This is a genomic window from Mycolicibacterium aromaticivorans JS19b1 = JCM 16368 (genome assembly GCF_000559085.1).
GTDB classification, from domain to species: domain Bacteria; phylum Actinomycetota; class Actinomycetes; order Mycobacteriales; family Mycobacteriaceae; genus Mycobacterium; species Mycobacterium aromaticivorans.
This window is the reverse complement of record NZ_JALN02000003.1, coordinates 169,570-191,637: the sequence shown is the minus strand read 5'-3', so window position 1 is coordinate 191,637 and position 22,068 is coordinate 169,570. Positions and strand designations below refer to the sequence as shown.

General features: G+C 64.5%; 24 protein-coding genes. 3 read left to right on the top strand and 21 right to left on the bottom strand.

Annotated features, from left to right (window positions below):
* Positions 1 to 7: 7 nt before the first annotated feature.
* Entirely contained in the window at positions 8 to 949 is a 942-nt protein-coding gene (locus Y900_RS33630) for a DUF5710 domain-containing protein (RefSeq protein ID WP_081845456.1), read from the top strand.
* Between the two features lie 148 nt (positions 950 to 1,097).
* Here the strand turns inward: Y900_RS33630 and Y900_RS29255 are convergent, their stop codons facing one another.
* The 6 genes from Y900_RS29255 to Y900_RS29230 all read right to left on the bottom strand — a co-directional run bounded on the left by Y900_RS29255 (position 1,098) and on the right by Y900_RS29230 (position 5,446).
* Positions 1,098 to 1,424 (bottom strand): hypothetical protein, encoded by a 327-nt coding sequence (locus Y900_RS29255; RefSeq protein ID WP_036349619.1) that lies wholly within the window; start codon positions 1,422 to 1,424, stop codon positions 1,098 to 1,100.
* 97 nt (positions 1,425 to 1,521) lie between these two features.
* Positions 1,522 to 2,145, bottom strand: coding sequence for a hypothetical protein (locus Y900_RS29250; RefSeq protein ID WP_131536382.1), 624 nt, complete (start codon positions 2,143 to 2,145; stop codon positions 1,522 to 1,524).
* Between the two features lie 429 nt (positions 2,146 to 2,574).
* Positions 2,575 to 3,138, bottom strand: coding sequence for a chloramphenicol phosphotransferase CPT family protein (locus tag Y900_RS31475; protein WP_202807798.1), 564 nt, complete (start codon positions 3,136 to 3,138; stop codon positions 2,575 to 2,577).
* A gap of 103 nt (positions 3,139 to 3,241) precedes the next feature.
* Positions 3,242 to 4,225, bottom strand: a complete 984-nt coding sequence (pip, locus tag Y900_RS29240; protein ID WP_036349616.1) for a prolyl aminopeptidase — start codon at positions 4,223 to 4,225, stop codon at positions 3,242 to 3,244.
* Positions 4,226 to 4,270: 45 nt separating this feature from the next.
* Positions 4,271 to 4,792: an ATP-binding protein gene (locus Y900_RS29235; protein ID WP_272945589.1), complete on the bottom strand. Its 522-nt coding sequence runs from the start codon at positions 4,790 to 4,792 to the stop codon at positions 4,271 to 4,273.
* Positions 4,793 to 4,855: 63 nt separating this feature from the next.
* Complete coding sequence (locus Y900_RS29230; protein ID WP_051660604.1) at positions 4,856 to 5,446, bottom strand: GNAT family N-acetyltransferase; 591 nt, start codon at positions 5,444 to 5,446, stop codon at positions 4,856 to 4,858.
* A 225-nt stretch (positions 5,447 to 5,671) separates the two neighbouring features.
* On the opposite strand from Y900_RS29230, the gene Y900_RS29220 reads away from it, so the two are divergent.
* Positions 5,672 to 6,900, top strand: a protein-coding gene (locus tag Y900_RS29220) for an IS3 family transposase (RefSeq protein ID WP_085977995.1) whose coding sequence is annotated in 2 segments (ribosomal slippage) — positions 5,672 to 5,984 and positions 5,984 to 6,900 — 1,230 coding nt in all. Because the reading frame shifts where the segments join, the coding sequence is not laid out codon by codon here.
* A gap of 100 nt (positions 6,901 to 7,000) precedes the next feature.
* Here Y900_RS29220 and Y900_RS29215 read toward each other — a convergent pair.
* The gene (locus Y900_RS29215) at positions 7,001 to 7,330 is read right to left on the bottom strand and encodes a hypothetical protein (RefSeq protein WP_036349358.1); all 330 of its coding nucleotides are present in this window, start codon (positions 7,328 to 7,330) and stop codon (positions 7,001 to 7,003) included.
* 56 nt (positions 7,331 to 7,386) lie between these two features.
* Complete coding sequence (locus Y900_RS29210; protein ID WP_036349350.1) at positions 7,387 to 7,788, bottom strand: hypothetical protein; 402 nt, start codon at positions 7,786 to 7,788, stop codon at positions 7,387 to 7,389.
* 145 nt (positions 7,789 to 7,933) lie between these two features.
* On the opposite strand from Y900_RS29210, the gene Y900_RS29205 reads away from it, so the two are divergent.
* Positions 7,934 to 8,125: a hypothetical protein gene (locus Y900_RS29205; protein WP_036349346.1), complete on the top strand. Its 192-nt coding sequence runs from the start codon at positions 7,934 to 7,936 to the stop codon at positions 8,123 to 8,125.
* Between the two features lie 131 nt (positions 8,126 to 8,256).
* Here the strand turns inward: Y900_RS29205 and Y900_RS33625 are convergent, their stop codons facing one another.
* From Y900_RS33625 to Y900_RS29140, 13 genes are all read right to left on the bottom strand, one after another.
* Positions 8,257 to 8,826, bottom strand: a complete 570-nt coding sequence (locus Y900_RS33625; protein ID WP_420329856.1) for an ANTAR domain-containing protein — start codon at positions 8,824 to 8,826, stop codon at positions 8,257 to 8,259.
* Positions 8,827 to 8,860: 34 nt separating this feature from the next.
* Positions 8,861 to 10,180, bottom strand: a complete 1,320-nt coding sequence (locus tag Y900_RS29195; RefSeq protein WP_013472279.1) for an IS256 family transposase — start codon at positions 10,178 to 10,180, stop codon at positions 8,861 to 8,863.
* A gap of 89 nt (positions 10,181 to 10,269) precedes the next feature.
* Complete coding sequence (locus Y900_RS32600; RefSeq protein WP_036349344.1) at positions 10,270 to 10,479, bottom strand: hypothetical protein; 210 nt, start codon at positions 10,477 to 10,479, stop codon at positions 10,270 to 10,272.
* Positions 10,480 to 10,706: 227 nt separating this feature from the next.
* Positions 10,707 to 12,062: a PPE domain-containing protein gene (locus Y900_RS29185; RefSeq protein ID WP_081845453.1), complete on the bottom strand. Its 1,356-nt coding sequence runs from the start codon at positions 12,060 to 12,062 to the stop codon at positions 10,707 to 10,709.
* A gap of 160 nt (positions 12,063 to 12,222) precedes the next feature.
* A complete protein-coding gene (locus Y900_RS30665) occupies positions 12,223 to 13,077 on the bottom strand; it encodes a DUF2637 domain-containing protein (RefSeq protein WP_051660602.1) in 855 nt (284 codons plus the stop codon).
* A gap of 72 nt (positions 13,078 to 13,149) precedes the next feature.
* Positions 13,150 to 13,605, bottom strand: a complete 456-nt coding sequence (locus Y900_RS29175; RefSeq protein ID WP_051660601.1) for a hypothetical protein — start codon at positions 13,603 to 13,605, stop codon at positions 13,150 to 13,152.
* Positions 13,602 to 14,402, bottom strand: coding sequence for a glutathione S-transferase family protein (locus Y900_RS29170; protein ID WP_051660600.1), 801 nt, complete (start codon positions 14,400 to 14,402; stop codon positions 13,602 to 13,604). Before Y900_RS29170 ends, Y900_RS29175 begins: the two co-directional genes overlap by 4 nt.
* Positions 14,403 to 14,404: 2 nt before the next feature.
* Positions 14,405 to 15,202, bottom strand: coding sequence for a DUF4326 domain-containing protein (locus Y900_RS32065; RefSeq protein WP_122963552.1), 798 nt, complete (start codon positions 15,200 to 15,202; stop codon positions 14,405 to 14,407).
* A 48-nt stretch (positions 15,203 to 15,250) separates the two neighbouring features.
* Positions 15,251 to 17,245 carry a hypothetical protein gene (locus Y900_RS29160; protein ID WP_036349339.1) on the bottom strand — a complete coding sequence of 665 codons (1,995 nt, stop codon included), beginning with the start codon at positions 17,243 to 17,245 and terminating at the stop codon, positions 15,251 to 15,253.
* Positions 17,242 to 20,055 (bottom strand): ATP-binding protein, encoded by a 2,814-nt coding sequence (locus tag Y900_RS29155; protein ID WP_036349590.1) that lies wholly within the window; start codon positions 20,053 to 20,055, stop codon positions 17,242 to 17,244. Before Y900_RS29155 ends, Y900_RS29160 begins: the two co-directional genes overlap by 4 nt.
* A 44-nt stretch (positions 20,056 to 20,099) precedes the next feature.
* On the bottom strand, positions 20,100 to 20,375 hold the full coding sequence (locus Y900_RS29150) for a hypothetical protein (protein WP_036349336.1): 276 nt from the start codon (positions 20,373 to 20,375) through the stop codon (positions 20,100 to 20,102).
* A gap of 35 nt (positions 20,376 to 20,410) precedes the next feature.
* Positions 20,411 to 21,376 carry a conjugal transfer protein gene (locus Y900_RS29145; protein WP_036349333.1) on the bottom strand — a complete coding sequence of 322 codons (966 nt, stop codon included), beginning with the start codon at positions 21,374 to 21,376 and terminating at the stop codon, positions 20,411 to 20,413.
* Positions 21,373 to 22,068 (bottom strand): hypothetical protein, encoded by a 696-nt coding sequence (locus tag Y900_RS29140; protein WP_131536380.1) that lies wholly within the window; start codon positions 22,066 to 22,068, stop codon positions 21,373 to 21,375. The genes Y900_RS29145 and Y900_RS29140 overlap by 4 nt, the downstream gene beginning before the upstream one ends.

Here is a 22,068-nt window from a genome sequence, read left to right as displayed (position 1 = left end):
CCGTGTCATGTTCAATGGCGTTGTGAGACAAGATCCAGGCCCCCAGTTTCGGCAGTGGCTGGATGTGCCGTTCGATGAGAACGGCGCCGCAAAGGCTGGCGGGGCCCGCTGGGACGCAAGCCAGCGGGCGTGGTACGCGCCCAGGCCGAACATGTTGGAGCTGCAGCGTTGGGCAGGTCGGCCGCCGCTACCCGAGCTTCTGCCGGGTGAGGACCGGTCATTCGGCAGCGGACTATTCGTTGATCTCATTCCTTCGTCGTGCTGGTTCACCAATGTGCGCAGTTGCGTTGCCCCTAGCGATTGGGATCGGCTGCGCAGAATGATCTATCGCCGCGCGGGCCAGAAGTGTGAGGCATGTGGTGTCGGAAGGGAACCCGCCGTCGGCACCCATCTAGAAGCGCATGAACGCTGGCATTACGACGCAGCAACAAGAATTCAGCGGCTGATGCGGTTGGTCTGCCTGTGCACGTGGTGTCATGAGGCTACGCATTTCGGCCTCGCCGAGGTTCGCGGTCATCGAGAGCGCGCCTTGATGCAACTTGTGGCCGTGAACGGTTGGACGGCAGACTACGCAGAGCGCCATGTACGGCATGCTTTCGTTGAGTGGCAACGACGTTCGCGCGTCGATTGGACGCTCAACTTGAACATTTTGCAAGACGTCGACGTGCAACTACAACGACCTCCCGAGGGAGAGGAGCGTCGAAGCGTTGCCGACGACACTCTTTGCAGGCAGAGCAGCCATACCCGCCTGCCCCCACAAGTCGCTCTGCCAGCCGCAGGCTGGTATCCAGACCCCTCGGCACGTTTCACGCATCGATGGTGGGATGGTGCCCAGTGGACTTACGTGGTTGCAGTCGGTGGACAGGCGTTCGTTGCTGAAGCGGTCGCACCCTACGGCCAGCATGAGAGAGGCCATGAAGCCCGCGGCGATCGTGCCGCTGACCCTTAGGGCTCGCTGATGCTCGCTCGTAGCTGTAGCTTCAGGAGCAAAAACAATTGTGCTCATTGAAGTTCCCGCGCTGGCGCTTGCCGCCGATTAACCGGCGCACCGTCACCCCTAGGCACTATCGGGGATCAGGGCCTGAATACCGTGAGAACTAGGGGCTTTCGCCGGCCTTGTAGTAGCGGATGGTGCGGTGTGGTGCTGGGCGCCCGCGGGGCCACACGGTGATGGCGACAAAGGAGTAACCGTCTTGGCTGCCAGGGTAGGCAGTTGGTTGCCAGTCGAAGTCCACGGTCTCGCCCTCGAAGGCCTCAAGGAATCCGCCGGAGACTTCCCTCACTTCACCCGGCCCTAGCGGGGGTAAGTCTTCATGGAAGAGGTGACTGAAGTGGGCGAAGCAGCCGCCGGGGGTGTCGGGACAGTCGATTACTCCCCACCCCTCTTCGGTGTGCCACTCCCGGATTGTTCCTACCGACTGCACGTCTCAAATCTAGCGTCATCGATTGGTGTGCCGGGGACGTCCCGATAGCCGATGAGCGCGGGAGCACCGCTATCTCTGCAGGACAGTCTCAGTTGGCTTAGTCGGAGCAGTCCTTATCGGGCGGGTCGAGCAGGCTCGGGCATCTCTGGGTACTGATGTTGTACACGCCATAGCCGGGCGGGGGATCTGGTCGTCCAAACGGTGTGCCGCTGCCTGGCTTCCCCAGGTGGTCAATGTGGATGCGTGTGCCGGAGAACTTGATGGAGTACCCGCCGGGATCCGGCATCGACGGCGCGAAGACACCTTCGACGACGCAGTACTGGCCGTCATCCATAAGGGCTTCTTTCTTGCTAAGTGTTGCGCGGCGGAAGCGCGCGGTAACTCTGGTCTCGTCGGTGAATCCCGTTGTGTCGCCTTGTAATTGAAGACGTGCGCCGTTGTTCATTCCGCGGTTGTCGCCTCGTCCGGCACACGTGCCGTCGGGCAGGATGTCAAACGAGTCCGCCATCGACCACTTCACGGCCACGGTGTGGTCGACGCCTGAGACGGCGGGCGGCGGAGCAACCGGCGACGAGGATGCTGTCCCCCGTGGCGGACCGTTCGTCGAGCACGCCGCCACCGTAGCGGCAACCGCCATCACCACGGCCAGCGAACGCAACGTCCTGTGGCAGACGGTCATATCAGAAGAAGTGTCGGCCAGTGAAAGACGGCGCGTCTGCACTAGCGGTGCAGAGTCCACTGATGGGTGCAGCGACAGCGTTCGTGCGGGGCTGCACCCACACCGCGTGATCATCCACAATGCGGGGATCCAACATGCGTTGTCTTGCAATCGGCCATTGCAACCACTCCGAGCCGGCCAGCTTGTATTGTACGTCACTGGCCAGCCAGACCGTTGCCTGCTAGCCAAGCAGTCAGCAACCGGTGGAGGTGGTGGCATTCGCGTGCCCCCAGCTCAGGCCAACGGCGGTCGTAGTCGACCACCGTGACGCGTTCATCGGCCCAAACTGGTTGTGCATCATTCCCTTCGGGCTCAGGGGGTGAGGCAGTCATGGCCGGTCGCTCCAGCGGTCACGTCGGCGATTGGTGGCGGTTCGTCGAGCCGCTAACAGGGGCGGCACTTCGCCGCGTCGCTGAACCATGACACCGTCCTTCACGGCGCGCTATCCGCAGCATCGAGATCACGGAGGCGATCGAAAGCGCGGGTCGTCGGGCTGGGGTTGAGTCGCAAGTATTTTCGGATCTGCGCGGAACACTGTTCGACCGTCGCGGTGCTCGTATCAACTTCGACGTCATAGAGGCCGTGTGTATGAACCTGCGCGCTCTGACCGACGGCGGTGCCGCTCACTCGGTCGTGTCGACGTCGTTCGCGTTCAGTGAGGTCGGCGGCCGAGCAGTGAACACCGACGAAGATGACATCGACTCCCTGCATTACGATCAACAGATCATGCAGCCGCCATCGCTCGCTAAGAACATGGTCCATCACGATGTCGTTGCCTGCCTGGGCCATACCGGCCACCGCACGGTGGAACCCGGCACGGGTGCGGCGTAGAACCTCCCGAAGCTCCGACGGTTCCAGTTGATGAGTTCGCTCCTCGGCGCGCATCGCCCCGAACATGTCAACTCCCATATGGAACCAGGGGGTGGCGAAGTCGCCCAGGAGTTGACGAGCGATCGTGGTCTTGCCTGAGCTCGACGCCCCGTTGAGCAGCACCACTTGCCCCAGTCGGGTAACAGCCATATTTGCAGTCTGCGCTCGGCGCATCGTCGAGGTCGTGCTCGCCCTGCGTCCCACGCGAGGGCGTCGAATCTTGACGCCATCATTGAGAGTCTCCCTCGTCTCCGGAAGCAACGGTCGCCAGGTGGTCGAGGGCATCAATAACGTGGTCGGAGATCGTTCCTCCTGCGGAGTGGCCGGCGTCGGCCACGATGTGCAGTTGGGCACTTGGCCATTCCTGCGACAACTTCCAAGCCACATCGGGCGGGGAGCTCAGGTCGAGGCGGCCGTGGATGAGGACCGCCGGGAGGTGCTTGATCCGGCTGACGCCGTCGAGGAGTTCGCCCTCTGCTCGCCAAGCTGCGTGCCGCCAGTAATGCGTGACCAAGCGGGCGAAGCACATTCGGAATCGCGGATCGGCATATCGCGGGTTCGGCTTAGGCTCGGGGCCAAGATTGATATGGCTTTCCTCCCAGTCGCACCAGTCCCGAGCCGCCTTTTCCCGAATTCCCGGATCGGGGCTGGCCAGCAGCCGAGCGTATTGGTCGACCAGGGAACCGTGACGCTCGCCATCGGGTACGCCATCGCGGAACCGTGTCCATTCGGCAGGAAACAGGCGACCGACGTCGTGGGTGATCCATGCGACGTCGCTCGGGCTGGTCGTCGTGACCGCCGTGAGAACCAGTCCGGTGATGCTGGTCGGGTGGGCTTGGGCGTAGGCCAGGGCCAGCGTGGTGCCCCATGACCAGCCAACCAGCATCCATCGGTGGATATCGAGGTGGTTGCGCAGCCGTTCCATATCGGCGATCAGGTGATCGGCGGTGTTGGTGCTCAGATCCACAGTGGGGTCACCGGCGTGCGGTGTACTGCGGCCGCACCCTCGTTGATCGAACGCCACAATGCGGTAACGCTTGGGGTTGAACGGTCGGCGCATCCCGGGCACGCTGCCCGACCCGGGGCCGCCGTGGATGGTCAACGCTGGGATGCCGTCGGGGTTTCCGCAGTTCTCCCAGTAGATGTGGTTACCGTCGCCAACGTCGAGCATGCCCGAGTCGTACGGTTCGATCGGCGGGTACAGCTGCCCCATCACTTCACCGTATCCACACAGCGTCACCCCCGTCCCTCAACTCCCCTACCGGGCGGTTTCCTTCGGTTCATGCGGGGCGATCGGTGCACATTTTGCCAGTTGAGAAGTGCGTGCGATATCGATCAATGCGTCGGCCACGTCAGCGGGCGAACGGGTTGTGTCGATCTCGTGGGTGGCCGCCTGACGCAGTAGCGGTTCGACGTGAGCAATGTCGTCGGCAATTCGCTCGCGTTCCGCCCGTGTCTTACCGAACGGGTTATTTGTGCGTCGAGCCAAGCGGTCAAGCACGATATCTATTGGCGCACTTAGCAACACGATCGCATCGAACTTGTCATAGAAACGTCCTTGGTTGATAACGGTGCCTTGAACAAATAGTGGCTTGTCGCGCCGCCGGTTGAGCAGCTCGTTGATCAACGGTTCGCGCCACATCGGTTCCCCATCTACGACGTCAATCCAGCCGTCATCGTCGGTGTCGACAGTGGCGAACCCACGTCGCGACAGCTCGATCAAGGCCGTCGACTTCCCGACTCCCGACATGCCCGTTATCAAGATCGCTGAGTGACCCACCACGAACTGAAATTCAACCGTCCGCTTCCTCCCATCACCAGTGTTTGGGGGCCTGAATCGCGGTCACCAAGTTTGTGAGACCGCCCAGGTGTCGGGCAGGTGATGGGCTAGCAAGGCGTGCTCGTGCATGTCGTGCCAGCCGTCGGCGTGCAACGCCGCTTCTTGTCGAATGCCCTCCGCGTGGAATCCGGCTTTCGTCGCGACTCGACACGACGCCACGTTCGCCACGGAATGCTCTAGTCCGAGCCGATGGAAACCCGCGTCAGTGAATGCCCACTGGCACAAGGCAATTACGGCTTGCGAGCAGTAACCCCGTCCGCGCCACGCAGGAACCATCCAGTACGCCACATCCGCAGACCCGTCATGAAGCTTCACGCTCTTGAGCGACACACGACCCATCAAGGAGTCACTGGCGCGGTCGACCAACGCCCAATTCAACTCCGACTCCTCGGCCCAGCCGGCGTTGCAGCCCGTGATCCAGTGCTGCGCCTCATTCACGGAATCGAAGCGCCGCACGTGCCAACGCTGAATCTCGGGATCGCCAAAAGCCTGCACCACAGCCTCAGCGTCGGACAGCTGCCACGCCCGCAGTACGGCTGTCGTACCCACCGGCACCGACGGTTGAGGCGACCGGCACAACGACCCAGCAGCCATCGCGGGCGGAACCAAACTCGGCACCCGAGCATCATCGCGCCCAAAGCGGTCCGATGCCACCGTCAGACAGCACGAATAAATTTGAACCAAGGCCGATGCTCTGCGACCCGTCGAAAGCTTGACACCATCATTGAAAGTCTCACATGAGAGATTGGGACTTGACCCCGTGTGTTGGACACGCTCAATCCCAGGAATGTGCTGGGGGAAGCGAGATGATCCAACCCGATGGCAAGGAAAAATTACCCCGATGAGTTCAAGCGTGACGCGGTCGCGCTCTACCGGGACACCGAGGGCGCGACGATCGCCCAGATCGCTGCCGAGCTCGGTGTCAGCGAGGCCACGCTCTCGGCGTGGTGCAAGTCGGCCGGGGTGCCGATTCGGCACCGCCGCGGTGTCGTAGTGGCCGAGCCTGTGCTAGGGGCCGAGAGCCCTGAGCAGGAGCTGGCCCGCCTCCGCAGTGAGGTCAAGGCGTTACGCGCCACCGAGGCGCGGTTGTCCACCGAGCGTGACATCTTGCGGTCGGCGGCCAAATATTTCGCCGGGGAGACGAACTGGTGAGCCGCTTTCAGTTTGTCGCCGACCACCTGCACGCCTTCGAGGTGAAGTGGCTCTGCGCAGTCGTCGAGGTTGCGCGTTCGTCGTTCTACGCGTGGTTGGCCGGTGCTGACGGACGAGCGGCCCGTCGGGCTGCTGACGAGGCGCTGGCCGAGCGTATCCGCGCCGTCCACGACGAGGACAACACCTACGGGGCGCCGCGGATCACCGCCGAGCTCAACGACGGTGCGCCCGAGGGGCAGCGGGTCAACCACAAGCGGGTGGCTCGGGTGATGCGCGGCGCCGGGATCGCCGGTTATCGACGCCGACGTCGGGTCAAGACGACCGTGGCGGACCCGGCGAACCAGAAGGTCCCCGACCTGCTCAAACGCGATTTCACCGCCGCGCAGGTCAACACCCGTTACGTCGGCGACATCACCTACTTGCCATTGGCGACCGGCGCCAACCTGTACCTGGCCACCGTGATCGACTGCTGTTCACGGCGGGTCGCCGGGTGGGCGATCGCCGATCACATGCGCACCGAACTGGTCATCGATGCGCTCAAAGCCGCTGCTGCACTGCGGGGTTCACTGGCTGGTGCAATATTCCATGCAGATCATGGAAGTCAGTACACCTCACGGGATTTCGCGAATCTCTGCCGCGATCTGGGGGTCGTCCAGTCGATGGGTGCGGTGGGGTCAAGTGCCGATAACGCGTTGGCCGAATCGTTCAACGCCGCCCTCAAGCGCGAGATTCTGCAAGACCGTGCCTGCTGGCCGGACGCGGCGATCTGCCGCCGTGAGGTCTTTCGGTGGCTGGCCCGCTACAACACCACACGACGGCACTCCTACTGCCGTCATTCCAGCCCCGCGACCTACGAAAGGAACCTGACACCGGCTACGCTGCCCGAAGCCGCATAACCACAAATCCCGTGTCCACTACATGGGGGCAAGGCCCATTCGAGATTGATCAGTTCCCGTCTCGAATCTCGCGGTACGGGGCTGGATCTCCTGCCCTGTGTCAGATCTGGGTGGACCAGGACCGCCAGCGCCGTGGTGATGAGTATTCCGAGGGGTGTTCTTCGTCGATGCCGCTTCCAAAGCGGGTGCAGAGCGCGGCGAAGGCGACTGCGGATGATCCGTCGTTGGTGGGGCGGGCGGCCTCACACCACATTCGGTACTCGGTGTCCCACTCCCAGGGTGTCTCGAAGAATGTGATGACTTGGTGCTGGCAACCGCCGAGTTGATCGGCGTCGACAAGAACGTGTGCGAAGCGAATGACCTCTTGCGGATCGCACCACCAAGCCGAAGCTCCGCCCAGCGAGTCGTGTACTAAACCGCCTTCGTCCATACCTGCGATTCTCCCTGACATCCGCGCAGGTGGAGGCGACGGATAAGGGGTCATGGTTAATCGGGCCAGATGCCGAGCTGCAGGTGGGGGTCGACGTATTCCGGTGGGTCGATAGTCCGCCAACGAAGCGGTAGTAGTCGATATGTCCAACGCGTCGCTGCGTGGCTGCTGCCGGCGTGATCAACAGAAAGGTCGATCAGGTCTCGGCGGCGAGAGGCGTGCAGGTTCTGATAGGTGCCGATGCCAGCTCCGAGCTCCTGCAGCAGGGTGGTGCTGAATAGCATGCAGCGGCCGAGTGGCTCATCGATGACCGAGCAGGATTTACGGCCGACACAGTGATGGTGGCGCAGATCAGCATTGGGTGTCCCGTCTACTCGCCCGAGATCGCTGACGAGGTAACCCGAAAAGCCGAGGTCGTGCCACACCGCGATTGGCGCAAGGAAGGCGTCGACTGCCACAGCTCATGCTGACACGCATTGCACGCTTTGGCTCAATGCCGGGTGTCTCGAATGTAGAGAATCGAGACCGATCACATCTTGTCTCGCGTGGCGGACCGCTTCGACGGCGGGAAATGACCGGGCATGATGCCCTAGCGTTGGAACCATGGACGGCAGCCCGCCGCGCAGCCATTCCATCACTGCCGCCGAAGTGATGATCGAGGAGCGCGCCGCGCAAGCCACCGCCTACACGCCCACGCTCAGCACGTCGACGCGCGGCTGTGCCAGCAGACCGACGAGCTTCTTCGCAGCGCCCGGCGCATCATCAACCAAGCAACAGAGGGCGTCAAAGCCCTAAATCCGTCATCGGTACCCCCGGGCGATGCAGCTGTCTAGCCTGGGTTCTCTAGGTGAGCGAGGAAGGCGGCAGGCTGACCTCATATCGCCTGTCCGGGAGGAGTCTCCGTGCGGGGATGTCGTCAGCTTTTGCTAGTGGTCGGCATCGATTAGTCGCTGGGCGATCTCGACGAGTTTGACGTTGCGTTCCTGGGATAGTTTGCGGAGGAGTTCGAAGGCGGCTACGGCGTCGATGTCGAAACGTTCCATCAGCATTCCTTTGGCCTGACCGATGACGTCGCGGCTGGCCAGGGCGCTCTGAAATCGCTGCTCGCGGTCCAATGCGGTCCAGGTCAGCACCGTGTGGGAAGCGAAGATCAAGCCCTGTTCAACCGAGTCGTCGTCGAATGCTCCAGCGGCGTCGGCGTAGAAGTTCAGTGCGGAGATGGCTTTCCCCCGGTCGGCGAGACGGATGGACAACACCGATCGAATTGGGGTTTGCGCCACGACAGCGTCTCGATACCGGGGCCAGCGCATCTCTTCGGGGAGGTCGTCGATACGAATGATGTGTTGAATCCAGGCCGCAGATAGGCACGGTCCTTGGCCGACGTCTCGTTGAACATCGTCGAGTAGGCGGGGGTAATCGTGGGTCGCGGCTAGTGTCCGGATCCCGCCTTCGTCGATAAGGGTGATGCCGGCGTACTGGGCGCCATTGACCGACAGCGAGGAATTGTCAATACCTGTGGATCGGCGTGTTTCAGGCGACCTCCGTTCCGGCTTGCTGATCGCCGTCTGAGGGCGGTGTCGGTGGGGTGATTTCGGTGGGGCGTTCGAGCAGTTTGCCCTTGTGGAAGACCGCGCCGGCGCGGACCAGGGCGACCAGGTGTGGTGCGTTGACGGCACGCCAGCGGGCCGCGGCGGCGTCGATGAGCTTGTAGGCCATGGCCAGACCAGCCGCACGTGATCCCGGCCCCTTGGTGACCTTGGTTCTCAAACGTACTGTGGCAAAGGTGCTTTCGATCGGATTTGTCGTGCGTAGGTGGATCCAGTGCTCGGCGGGATAGTGGTAGAACTCCAGTAGGGTGTCCAGATCGTCGGTGATCTTGGCGACCGCCTTGGGGTACTTGGCCCCGAAGTCGACCGTGAAGGCCTTGACCGCGAACTGGGCCTTGTCGATATCCTCGGCGTTGTAGATCTCCTTGAGCGCCGACAACGCCGACGCGTGCGCTGATTTCGGCAGGGCGGCAAGCACATTGGCTTGCTTATGAAACCAGCACCGCTGTTCTTTGGTGGCCGGGAACACCTCGCGTACCGCTTTCCAGAAGCCGAGTGCGCCATCGCCGACGGCGAGCACGGGTGCGGTCATGCCGCGTCGTTTACAGTCGCGCAGCAGATCAGCCCACGACTCGGTCGATTCCCGGTAGCCGTCGGTGATCGCCACGAGCTCTTTGCGGCCGTCCGCGCGCACGCCGAGCATCACCAGCAGACACAGCTTTTCCTGGTCCAGGCGGACCTTGAGGTGGATGCCGTCGACCCACAGGTAGACGTAGTCGGTGCCCGACAGGTCCCGGGCGGCAAACGCGCGGGCCTCGTCCTGCCACTGGCTGGTCAGCCGGGTGATCGTGGTGGCCGAGAGCCCGGCACCCGAGCCCAGGAACTGCTCCAGAGCGGGGGTGAAGTCGCTGGTGGACAGCCCGTGCAGGTACAGCAGCGGCAGCACTTCGCTCATCTGCGGTGACTTGCGTGCCCAGGCCGGCAGGATCGCCGAGGAGAACCGTTTCCGTTCACCGGTGTCGGGGTCGACGCGTTTGTCGTTGACTCGCGGTGCTTTCACCTCAACTGCCCCGGCTGCCGTCAGCACCTCGCGGGCCTGGTGATAGCCGTTGCGGACCACCAGCCGATGCCCCTTCTCATCGAGCTGATCGGCGAACTGGGCCACGTAGGCGGCGACCTCAGCCTTCAACGCGGCGGCCAGCATCTGACGGGCGCCGTCGCGGACGATCTCGTCCAACAACGACCGACCAGCACCGCCAGTGCTTTCGTTGGCCTCGATGGCATCGTGAACTACGGTGAGCATGGGCGTACCTTCCCGAACCAGCGCGCCAACGCCGGCTCATGATCGGACCTTCGGATATTCAGATCATCCTCGGGAAGGTGCGCCCACTTTCACGCCCCCTCACCGAGGCTCATCCACAGGTTCTGATCATTGCTCACCGACAGCACGCTGGTGCGGTTGAGGGCTAGAAGCGCTGGTTCCACCTCGGTGGCGCCCTCACGTTGCACACTCTCGATTTGTTTGAGCGCGGCGAGAATGTGCCGACGTTCCACCGAGCGGCCCGGCCACGGCGTCTGCCCAGCGCCTTCGATGTTTGGCATGACCTAAGTTTCCCTGACCCTCCAAAGCGATGCCCAGGAGAGTAACGACCAATGGGGAGTGTCTCGTTACTAGAGAATTGAGACACCCTATCGGCCGCCACTCCCCGGCCCATAACCGCTGGTCGTGCCGTCTCGTTTCCCGTCTCACACCGCGTGTCTCGAATCGACGTTCCTAGTCGCGCACTGGTTAGACCATCTAGCCGTACGGCTGAGCGTCTGGGTGCCATTTACGCGGGCATGGTCTGACCGAGGTGGGGTGGGGCTGGATCGCTGGGGTCTGGCAGGAGGTCTTCTCGGGGCAGCCAGATGCCGGATCCGGGTAGGTATTCCTCGTACCCGTAGGGTCCCAGTGCACCGGGATTCTTGATTACCGCGTCGGGGAATTCATTGTCCGGCACCCATGCGCCGCTGCCCGGCACCAGTTCCATCCAGCCATGTTCGCCGCCGCCCCGGTCGTAGAACGGCGCCGGCCCCAGCTCGCCTGGATTGTGGATCTTCAGGTCGGGCAGTTCATCGGACCGCACGAAATTGCCTGAGCGCGGCCCGATTTCGACCCAACCAGGGCCATCGGCGGGTTGGGCTGGCCCCAATCCATTGGGTCCGCGGACGATTGGGTAGTGCCGCTTATCGCCCGGTTTCCACGACGCGGCATCAACCTCGCCGTGGCCGTCACGCCCGGCGAAGTCGCCTCCACCGCCGGCGATCGGTGGTGCGGTCTTAATCTGGTCACCCATCGCTGAGAGCGTGCTGCTGCTGACGGAGGTGTGGTAGTCCGCGGCTGAGGCGGTGGCCTCGGCTTGCATGCGGGCCAGAGTCTGGGTCTTCTGTTGCACCTCAACAGCATTGGCCCCGCGAGTCCTTTGAAAGCGTTCCATCGCTTGCTTGAGCTCTTGGCGGGCGTGGGTGAATTCCTGTGGACTTGGCGTGCTGTGCTTTGCGGTCTCGAAATTCTGCGCGAGCGAGCGTGCGTGGCTAGCGAGGGTCTCTGCGTGCTCACTCATCTGCGACAACCATTCACCGTGGCGGCGAGTGTTCGCGCCGGCACGCTGGTCGCCGTCTTCCCAGTTCGCGTCGATCGCGTCGGCGGCCTGCGTGGTGGTTGCCGCCGTTTGACGTAGCTGCGCCGCCGACTGCGTCCATTGGTCGGCGAAGGAATGCAGGCTCGACGATCCAGGACCGCCGTAGAGGGCGTGTGAATGGGCCTCCCCGGGCAGCGGAGTCAACGCGGCGGGAACGGTGGGAATGCTCGGCACGCTCGGTGTCGGGATCGTCGGAATCTGCGTCGGGGCTGCCGCGAGGGTGGGCGCGGTGCCGCTGCTGATGCCCGCGGCATTGGCGTCGTCCTGGGCGGTGAGCGTGGCTGCGGTACCCGACACCGCCAGGGCGCCGACCTCGCGCACCGCTGAGCCGTGGGTCAACAACGCGGCTAGGGCCGCTGATGCGCCATTGAGCTGGGCTACTGCCGAGACAGAGGTCATGTCGACCCCGGGAGGTTCAGCAACTGCGGGAGTATGTGGCTGGGCGTCTGCGGTCAGCTGTGATGCCGCCGTGGTCAGCGCGGCGGCATCGAAACGAATCGGCATCGGTTACCCCCTCCAAACTGGCTCGTCGTGGTCGGATGGGTCCACCCAGGCCCAGTCCATTGACTCTGATGATAGGTGGCGCGCCCGTGGCAGCAGCGCACCAGTTTTGTTAGCTGGCGACCGGTGGTGCCGCGGGCACCAGCCACGCACACCCGGCGCACTAGGACACTTTGGCCAACGGCTCATTGCGGAGGACCTGTGCACTCGCGTCGATGATCTTGCCGACCGTGTGGTGCCGCAGTGCCAGGCGGCGCCCGATGTCCCGGTTGGGCAGATTGTGCTCGTAGCTCATCCGCAAAACCTCTGCGACCTCCTCCCGGTCGATGTCCTTGACCGTGATGATCCCCAGCACTTTGTCGGCTATGTCGACGTAGGGCAGCACCGGCCCTCCTCGGTCAGCGGGCTCATTGTCAGTGTGGTCGGGAATCGCCTCGGTGGCCTGGGTCGTGTCGGGGCCGCGGCCGTCGTTGTCCGCATCGGTCGTGGCAGGGGACAACTCGGCGTGTGGAGGTGCGGGTGCAGCGACGTTGCGCGGACGCACCGTCTCGTGCTGGCCCGCCGTGGTGGCGCGTTGGTCGGCGGCCGCGGCTGGTCGACGCACCCGCATCAGGATGGTCAGGCCGTGGATACTGACGACAACCGCGATCGGGGCGACCGCGCCGATAGCGGCGCGCAGCATCCAGGGCAGTTCTTGTTCAGGCGGCAAGACTGCGTGCAGGTCGTTTCCGCCGATACTGACCAGCAATCCACCAATTAGGACGGCCCAAAAGAATCGTCGAGCGCCCCGGTCGGACATGCACACCACGACGCCGAGTGTGGCCAGCAGGGTCGCTCCATCGACTGTGCACGGCCACAGCCAGGCTTGATCGGGCGGGACGTGCGACCGTACCGCGACGTCGGCGAGCGCGGTAAAGCTCAAACGGAAGCTGGCCGCGCCGACGCAGACGGCCAGGCTCACGGCGGCGGCGCGGATAGCCAGCACCGCCCAGGGGTAGCGCTGAATGCTCGCTTCCATCGTCAGTTGGTCCTCTCGCAAGTAATGGGTGGAGACGTCGTCTGCGGCCGGGTCTGGAGGCATGCTGGCGGTTCAGCAGGCCACCTGGTGTGCGGTGTTGGGATCGAGGTCCTCGGGTGGGCGGTCATCGTCGTCAGAGCCGTCCTCGTCGAGTAGGCCCGTGTCGTGAACCGTCGACACGGGCAGCACAGGCGGCTCCACCACGGTCCAGCAGACCCGTTTGCGGCCATCTCGAATCGTCCTGCAAATCAGGCCGTGGCCCTCCAGGCTGCGCAGGTGCCGATAGATGCCGGTATAGCCGTGAGTGGTCCGGCGGTAGGCGACGATGTGCCAGTCCGTGTGGCACTCAACGACTCTGATTCCTGGCCCGAGCCGTTTGAGGTCACACAGTTGAGCGCACTGAGCGTGGGTCCGCTCCGTTTTCCACGGCATTCGTTGTGCCAGTTCGGCTGTGGACAGCGGGACAGGACTGCGGCGAAGCTCTGCGAGCAGGCCGTCCCGCAGTGCGATGGTGTCGGCGGTGGTCAACGCCGCCGCCCACGCCGCGCGATGACCGCGACGCCGCCCGGCTCGGATGAGCGCGGTTCGCGGCCGGCGCGGCGACGGCGCTCATGGAGGTTCGACCGCACCGGAATCAGCTGGGCCAGCCCTTCGGCGACTCGTCCCTGCCGCCCCCCGATCGTCCGCAAGAACGCCCCGGTGCCGGGGACTTGGTCAGGTACCAACGCGGCCAGCGCAACGGTGAGTGCCTGAAGTTCATAGCGCGGCATCTCTTGAAACCGGCGCCAGATATCCACCGGCGACGATTCCCCGTGTACATCCTCAACCACCGCCATTGCCTGAGCAAAAAGCCTCTCGCACTGTCCGATTCGCCACTCGCGGCTCGAAAAAGCCACCGGAAGTGCGGCTACGTCGAGACGGTAGCGAATCTCGGCGGCAGGCGCTGACGGCACTTCATCCAGCAGCAGCGCGGCTCGCACGATCGCCCGATCGGTCCACCGATCCTTGCCGCCGCGGACCTGCGGTGCGCTCCACCCGTCCAAGGCGAACTCGTCGGGAAACATGCGCAGCAGCCGGTTCAAGGCGCTAGCGCCGATGTCGAAGAAGGCCGCAACGTCAGCGATCGACGGCGAACCGGCCAGGAACTCCACCTCACCGTCGAGCAGTTCGTCGAGTACATCGACTCGACGGACAAGCTTATTGCGGCGCTCCCGTGCCCGCTCCTGGGCTTTCTTTTCCGCCTCCACCCGCAGCGCTTCGCGGTCCTGCGCTGCTCGGTCGCTGTGGTCGTCGCTGTAGATGTCGTGATCGAACAGGGCAGTCATCGCTAGTGCCCTCCTTTCTTGGTGGTGGGGTTGAGCAGGCTGCGTCGGACCAGAACCGACCACGGGGTGGGTCGCAAACCGACGAAACCGCGGCCCCAGGTGCGGTCAGCGAGGCGGTGGGGATGGATGAACACCCAGTGATAGACCGGCACGTCGGGACGGCCTTTCGGCTGGCCCCACGGTCGGCAGCACCCGCGAGAGCGGTGCACGTCGACCAGGACCGCCGCGCCCAGCCACCCCTGCTGGCGGGTGTGCCACTCGGCGTTCATGCCGGCGTTGCTGGCTGCCCTCACCCCCGCGTTGTCGATGCGGGTGCCGCCGTAGATGAGCACCGGTCCGCGGTAGTCGGTTGACCATGTTCGGTTCTCGATTGTCTTGCCACTCAGTCGTTCCGGGACAAGCAGCAGGGAGGCCCAGGGGCGGCGCAAGGTGAGGCCCATTGCGCTACCGGTCGCGGCGTAGAGCGAGCTCGGCGGGTTGGCCAGGTCCAGCAACACGCTGCGATGACATCCTGGATCGCCCAACGCGCAGGTGCACGATAGGTCCCGCCCCCGCAGGGCGGCGATCTCAGGGAGTCGGTCTGCTTGGCCGGCGAGAGTCACCGCGTAGCGCACGAGCGCTCCGAGACGCTGATCATCGGTCAGTGCCGGGGTGTCGTAGGGGTTGGCGAACGCTGAACCGGGCGCGATTGATATCGCCCCACGGGGCACCGGTAGGTCTGCGCGCTGCATGCGCGGCTGCGGTGCTGACGTAGGGGGTGTCCACAGGTCAGCGTGATGGTCAGAGATGGCCAAAGTCATGGTGGTCCTCCTCGGTTGAGGCAAAAGACGGTTAGGGGTGCTACCCGGCTACGGGTTGGGCGTTGAGCGCCCTGGTGGTGGTTGATCACCGGGATCTGGTTGATCCGGCCTCGGTGGCCGCGTCATCGGTACGTCGTTGTGTGCGTCGCGGTTTCGATAGGAGTTGACTGCGGTGTTCTGCGGCGGCGATCCACCCTGTGACCGGGCCGGTGCATGTGCCTCGCGGCTGTCGTGGTGGTGGGCACGGGCGCGGGAACGCAGCGACGCGGCCGCGGCGACGGGGATTGCGACCTCGGGGGCTGCCACTTCGGCGGCACCGCGTGTGGCGGCGGCTCGGGTGGCCGCCTGGCCACCAGTAGCCGATGCTCCCGACGTGGGTGCTGCGGGCCCGCGCGCTGGGACGCCGCCCCCGCTTCCGCTTCCTGGACCGCCGCCCGGGCGTGAGGGGGTCGGGGCGCTACCGAAGCGTGGGTCTGGCCCGTTGCGTCGTCCGGGCCCGCTGGTCGGGGGGTGTGCCTTGCGGCCTGGCGGCTGTGCGCCTGGGCCGCCGTGCTCACCCTGCCCCTGACCGGATACCGACTGGTTGCGGCGGTCTTTGAGACGTCCACGCCACGTGTTGAGCACCCGGCCGCTGTACTCGACCTCGTTGACGGTGCGGGCGGTTCCGGTGACCGCACGGTATCCGCCCCTGGCTACCCGCACAGGGCCCGGAATCCCGTGATCGCCGAAGGCCCGCAGTAGGGCGAAGCGGAAGGCCAAAGAACCCACGACGGCAAGAAGCACCATCACCAGCACCTTGGCCAGTGGCGCGGTCATGCCGATCGTTCCCGGCAGTGTTCCGCGGGTGACGCTGGCCATGACCAAGACGAGGATGCCCAGACCGGCGGTGGCGGCCATCATTTCCGCGCCGTGCAACAGCATCCGGCCGGCGGCTTTTTTGGCGAATTGTCGGGGCGGGCCGGGGAACGCTGCAATAGCTACGGCGGGGACGACGATGAACAGATTCCAGAAGGCCTTAAAGCCGACCCGGAACGCCTCGATGCCCATGTAGTCGAGCGCCCACAGAATCAGTAGGACGAGGCAATTGATGATGAAGAACAACCCGGCGGTGGTGGCGTCGAGGTGTAGGGCGTGGGCGTAGGCGTTGGGAGCGCAGGACTTCACCGCTTGAGCGGCGCCGCTGCCATTGAGGAGCGCACCGTTGTAGGCGCTCGCACACCCCGGGATGTCGTCGATGAGTTGACCGAAGTTGACCAGCTCCACCATGTCTCGGACGAGCACGTCGACCATCCAGGAGGTGAGGGTGTCGAGCTGGGCGCTGGTGCCGCCTGCGGCGACAGGGCCGTTGTGGACAACCCCCTGGGCCAGGGAGAAGCCCAGTGATCGGCCGATGCCGAGCAGTCCGTTGTCGCTGATCAGCTCGCCGGTGGGGTCCCGCAGCAGCAGCCAGAACAGCAGCAAGGCTACGAAGCCGCCCAAGATGATGCCGATTCCGGTGCTGAAACCTGTGGTGAGGCAGAGGATTCCGCCGACGACGATGGAGAATAAGATGCCACCTTCGAACAGGTGCATCCGTTCGATCATCGCTTTCATGGTGTCCACGATCGGGGAGGCGATCGCGCCCAACCAGGCCAGCCACAGCACGCCTAGCGCGAACTTGATGAGCCAGATGCCCACCGAGCACACTCCGATCAGAAACGCGGTTTCCCAGGCCAGGACCATGTTGAGTTGGGCGTAGGTCATGGAGGTGTTGAGCGACGACATGATGGCCGGTCCCCAGGTGGTTGGGTCGACGCCAAATTCCGGGCCGTTGGAGCCGATCATTTCCATCAGCGGCGGCAGTGACACGAAGTGCTGGCCGATCGGAACGCCGTAGCTGTCGTGCAGCCCGGTGAACGACCAGGCCGAGCCCAGGGTGTCGGCGGTGGCCGTCGGTGCGGTCGCAACAGCCAACAGGGAAGCACACCAGATCGCCTGCACCACAAACCAGACGCGGCGGATCCGGGGTCGCGTGTATAGCCACGCGGCTAGCAGCTCGGTCATGCGGCCCGCTCCTGCCCTTGGACTTCCATGTCGCGGGTGTCGAAGGCATCCAGGAGGTTCGTTTGAACCGGCGGCAGCATGTCCACTAGCCCAATCCGCCCGAGATCGTCGAACAGGTAGGCCCACCCGCGACCGGGTTGGACCTGCGTTCGCAGCACTTCGGGGTACTCGCCCGGGTCGATTCCCAGCCGTTTGAAGGTCGCCTTCGCATAGTCGAGGTCCGTGGGCTTGAACGGGGTGATCACCCGCATCGGCAGGTTCTGGATGCCGATGCCGTCAAAGTGCTCGAGGTATTGCGAGATGCCGAGCAGGCCGTAGCGTTCCTTGCGGCCCTGATTGCCCATGCGCTCGGCGTCCTTACGGCCGACCGGGGACGCGAAGTACTCGCGGGCCTCCTCGGTGACCAGGAAACCGAACGCGCCCGGGCGGCGGCCAGCTCCGGTGTAGGACAGTCGCGTCAAAGAGGCGATCATGCCGTAGATCGCCAAACCAGCGCGGGCGCGCGGTGATTGGCGCTTGTAGAGGTGTACCTGATCGGTTTCGGAGGTCGTCGGTAACTCCTGGCCGGCCATCTGCCAGATCACCGCGTCCATATCGGCGATCGGTGGTACCGGCAACGATTCGTCGAACATCGCACGCAGATAGTCTTTTTCGGAGAAATAGATCAGGCTGTCGGCCAGTTCCTCGTACTCGGCGTAGGCGGCGCGGTCGAGACTCTTGAAGTAGCGCACCAGCTCGCCGAGTGAATCGGCCACCCGCTCATCGGGCCGAAGGAGCCGTCCCAACTGGCGCGCCGGCGCCGACACGGCGTCCATGCCCATCATGGGCAGCAGGTGATCGAGGGTGTGCTCGACGGCGTGCTCCCGCGGAAAGATCCGTAACCCGTCTAGCGACCACCGGCTGGTGTAGGGGTTGATGGTGAGGACACGGTCGCCGTGGTGCGCCAGTGCGGGGATCCACTCCCCCAGCGTGCCCGGATCGATGATCGACGCTTGATGACCTCGCTTGATAAGCGCGTCGACAACGCGCTTGCAGGACAGCGACTTTCCCCCGCCGGGAGGTCCGATCCACAACATGCCGGGCGCGCCACGGCGGTCCTTGAAGCCCTCGAAGTCCAGCAGGACCGGCCGGGGACGTTGGGTGGCTAGGTTGGCGGCGAACAGAATGCCCGTGTCGTGGCCCAGCGGGGAGCCGACCAGCGGGGCGTACCGGGCCCACTGCTCGGTCGTGGTGGGTTGCTTGAATTGGCTTCGTGGGGCGTTGCCTTCGCTGCCTGGCTGGCCAAGCTGCCATAAAGACGCCTGTGCGCCGTGGCGCGCCGACAGCGCGGTGCCTAGTTCCTCCGCGAAATGGGTCTTGAGCTGCTGGACGGCGTCGGTGAGGTGCGCTGCGGTCGCCGCGCCGACGGCGAGAACCGTCGTAGCGTGTACGCCGCGTTCCAGTTGGCTGGCGTTGAGCGCTTGTTCGTATTCCTCACCGGCGGCGTAGCGTCGGGCCAGGTCGGCGTCGCGAGTGCCTGACATCTGGAAGGACTGGTCGTCGAGGTTGCGTTGTGCGCGGTCGACGGCACTCAGTTCTTGTTCTCGGGTAGTGATGCTGACGTGTTGGTACCAGTCGACGTCAGCGGTGATGTCGACGTCGTAGGCCGCCTGCAAAATCTCTGCGCCCGGGAAGCTCAGGCCGCCACGCGGCAACTCGGCCACGGCGAGCATGCTCTGGTAGCTCTCCCCGGATGGTCCGCGCAGCACCAGCAGTGGACGAAACGACGGGAACAGTCGCCGCCACCAGGAGCGGTGCTGTTTACGCCGCTGCTGGTCGCCCTCGTCGAAGTCAACCGGCATCATCCAGGCGAAGTCCTTTCCCGCCAGCCGACGCGGCCCCCCAGCTTCATGGGGAAAGGGCTGGGTGTGCGCGCCGCGGGTCCAGTGCCGCTGGTAGAGCCACATGATCTGTTGTGGGGTGGCCGGACGCGGTGCGAAGGTTGCCGGGATCTTGCCCAGGATTTCGGCGACCATTTCGCGCAGCGCGTCCAGGCTCTCGGGGGCATCTTCGTCACGGCCGATAACCGCGCTGGTCAGCTTGGCCAGCGAACCGGTCGCTGTGCGACCCGCCATCCCCGCGTCCACCGGAACACGCACGCCGAACACCTGCTCGTAGAAGGGGTTCTCGGTCAGGAAGGGCTCCCACTCGCGCACTTCGCGGATCCAGCGCGGTTGATCTTCGCGGCCGGCGATCATGCGCTGCTGCAGCCGCTTGGCGTCGACGCGGGGTGAGATGCCCCAGAACACGATCCCTGACGGCAATTGGCGCACCAGCGGCCGGTGATCGGCGGCGACAGCGCGCCGCGCGTCGAAACGCTGCATCCCGCTGGGTTGTTCGGCGAGGATGAAATCGGCGTACACGCCGCCCCTGGTGAACACCAGATTGTCGATGACCGCTTTGGGGGGTGACTTCCACACGTCACGTTTGCCTGAGAGCGCAGCGCGGGACTGGCTGCCGATGAAGCAGTTCAACGCCCACCACAGTCGATATCGCGGGGAGGGTCGCGAGATGGGGACCTGACGCGCTGCATAGGTCGCTATGGCAGTGAACATCAGGCCGAACATGCAGATCCAGCGCGCATATCCGTCGTCGAACCAGACGTACATCCCCCCGCCGGTGACGGCCAGGCCAATAAGGAATACAGCACCGTCCCACAGACCCCATGGTCCGAGCCACAGCCGGGTGTGCTCGTCGAGAAAGCCCAGCCGTTTCGGGAAGTTCAGCACATCAGCGAACGATTTCGCTGTCTGCACGGACTCTTCTGCCATCGTGGTTTCCCCCATCTACAGGTGTGTGGCGGCGGGTGCTGTGATTACTGTCCGTACTGACCGGTGAGGACGTTGCCGCCGTGCTTATTGAGGGTGTGATCGATTGACACGGTCAGCCCGACAGAACCGAGCGCGATGGCGGCCAATGTGATACCGCCGATTAGCTTGCCTGCTGCGGTTCCAAAACCTTTGTGCAGGCCAACGATTGCGCCGACAATGCCCGCCGCAATCAAGCAGAGGGCGCCCGGCATCAGGGCGTCATTGAACAGGTTCGGGATCGCGGTGAAGAGGTCACCAGCGGCGAGTGTAGTCGTGATCATGTCAGGGGCCTTTCTCAGAGGTGTTGTTGCACTGTCTAATTCGTCGGCGTGGCGCTCGGTGGCGCCACCGGGGTGATGTTGTCGTCACTGGAGAGCAGCGGTGCGCGGTCGATCCCGGCCACTGACCAGTGGCCGCCCACGCCCCGCAACGTCAACGGGTAGGTCATGGCGACGTTGGCGTACTGCGAGGTCAGGGCGGTCACCTGCGCCAAGACTTGAACGGTTTGGCCCTCGGCGGGTTGGGCCGGCACCGGTCCGGTCGCGGTGACCGAGGTGACCAATGGCAGCGGGTTGCCCTTGTCGTCCTTGCGCGCCAGATAGGGCGCGCCGATGCCGACCAGCAGGGAGTCGGTGGTCACATAGCGGGCGACATCGCCGGTGCCGGTGAGGTAGGCGGTGATGAATCCCGACACCACCTGGTAGGCGTTGTCGGTGCTCGCGAGTGTGCTCGGATATGCCACGCCCAGGTTGGCGCCCGGGCCGGGCCCGCTGACCTGAAAAGGCAGTCCCGTGGCCCGGGGCCCGAAACGCGACCACAGCACCGGCACCCGGTACAGGTAGCGGGTCGGTGAGGCTGATTCGTACGGGCGTTCGTTGATACCGACGACAACTGAAAAAACCTCGGCCTCAGCGTCTTTGCCGGCGTTTCCTTCGTAGGTCACGGCGACCACTGACGGCGATCCCAGGACCACGGCGGGAGTCGTGGGCAGGTTCAAGTCGGCGGGGTTGACCGAGACGAATTGGTTCAGGGAGGCCGCGGTGGCTGCGGTCGCGGTCAGCCAGGTTGTCACGTAATCCTCGGCGAACGAGGACACCACAGCGGACTTGTTCACCACCGTGCGGGCCGGTGTGACAACGTCGGTGGGCTCACCGAACAGGAAGTCCCACACGGTGTGCACACCGCTCAGAGCTGCCAGCACGATCAGCGCGATCGTCCCGTAGCGTCGCAGCGCCGATGACGTCGTCGACACCCGCCCGGTCCAGGTCCGATTGAGCTTCATCGCTGGACCACCAGCTCGTTCACACCGAGCACGGCGTCACGCATCACCAGAGCGACGGACTGCCGTTGACGGTGCTCCATATTCATGGTCCGAAAGAACGATGCGCGCATCGTCGGGTCTGTAGTGGCGGCGACGGCGTGCGCGGCGTCCCGCCAGGCGTCGTCGGAGTCGGCGCAGGACAGGCGGGTGACCGTGTGCACCAGCCATTCCATCGCGCCGTCCTTTCGTGGCTGAGATGCTGCGCACGCCAACGCCGCGAGCGGCTGCACGGCGTAGGACGCCCACACTCCGCTGGTGTCGCGGTCGATCTCCGCGGCGCTCCGGTGGCCGACGTAGTCGCCGCGACCCGAAGGCCAAGCGCGGACGCCCAAGGCGTCCTCGGCGAAGCGGAACGCGTGCCCGATTGAATGAACAGGGAGGGTCGCCGGGGCGCGCCGGGCGCGACGACGGAGCCACAGTGCTCGCATATCCCAGACGAGGACGCCAAACCCTATGGCCAGCACGAGATTCCACGGGCCTTTGGCCCATGCGGCGGGGGATGCAGCCATCATGTCTGGGCCTGCGGTGAGCACGACACACAACGCCGCCGTTGGGGCGAGGACATGGAGGAGTTGGCTGATCTGCCGCCGCCGAGTATCGGGGTCGGACCGCATGGTCGGAGGGATGAGGTACTCGTCAGAGTGGTCGTTCAT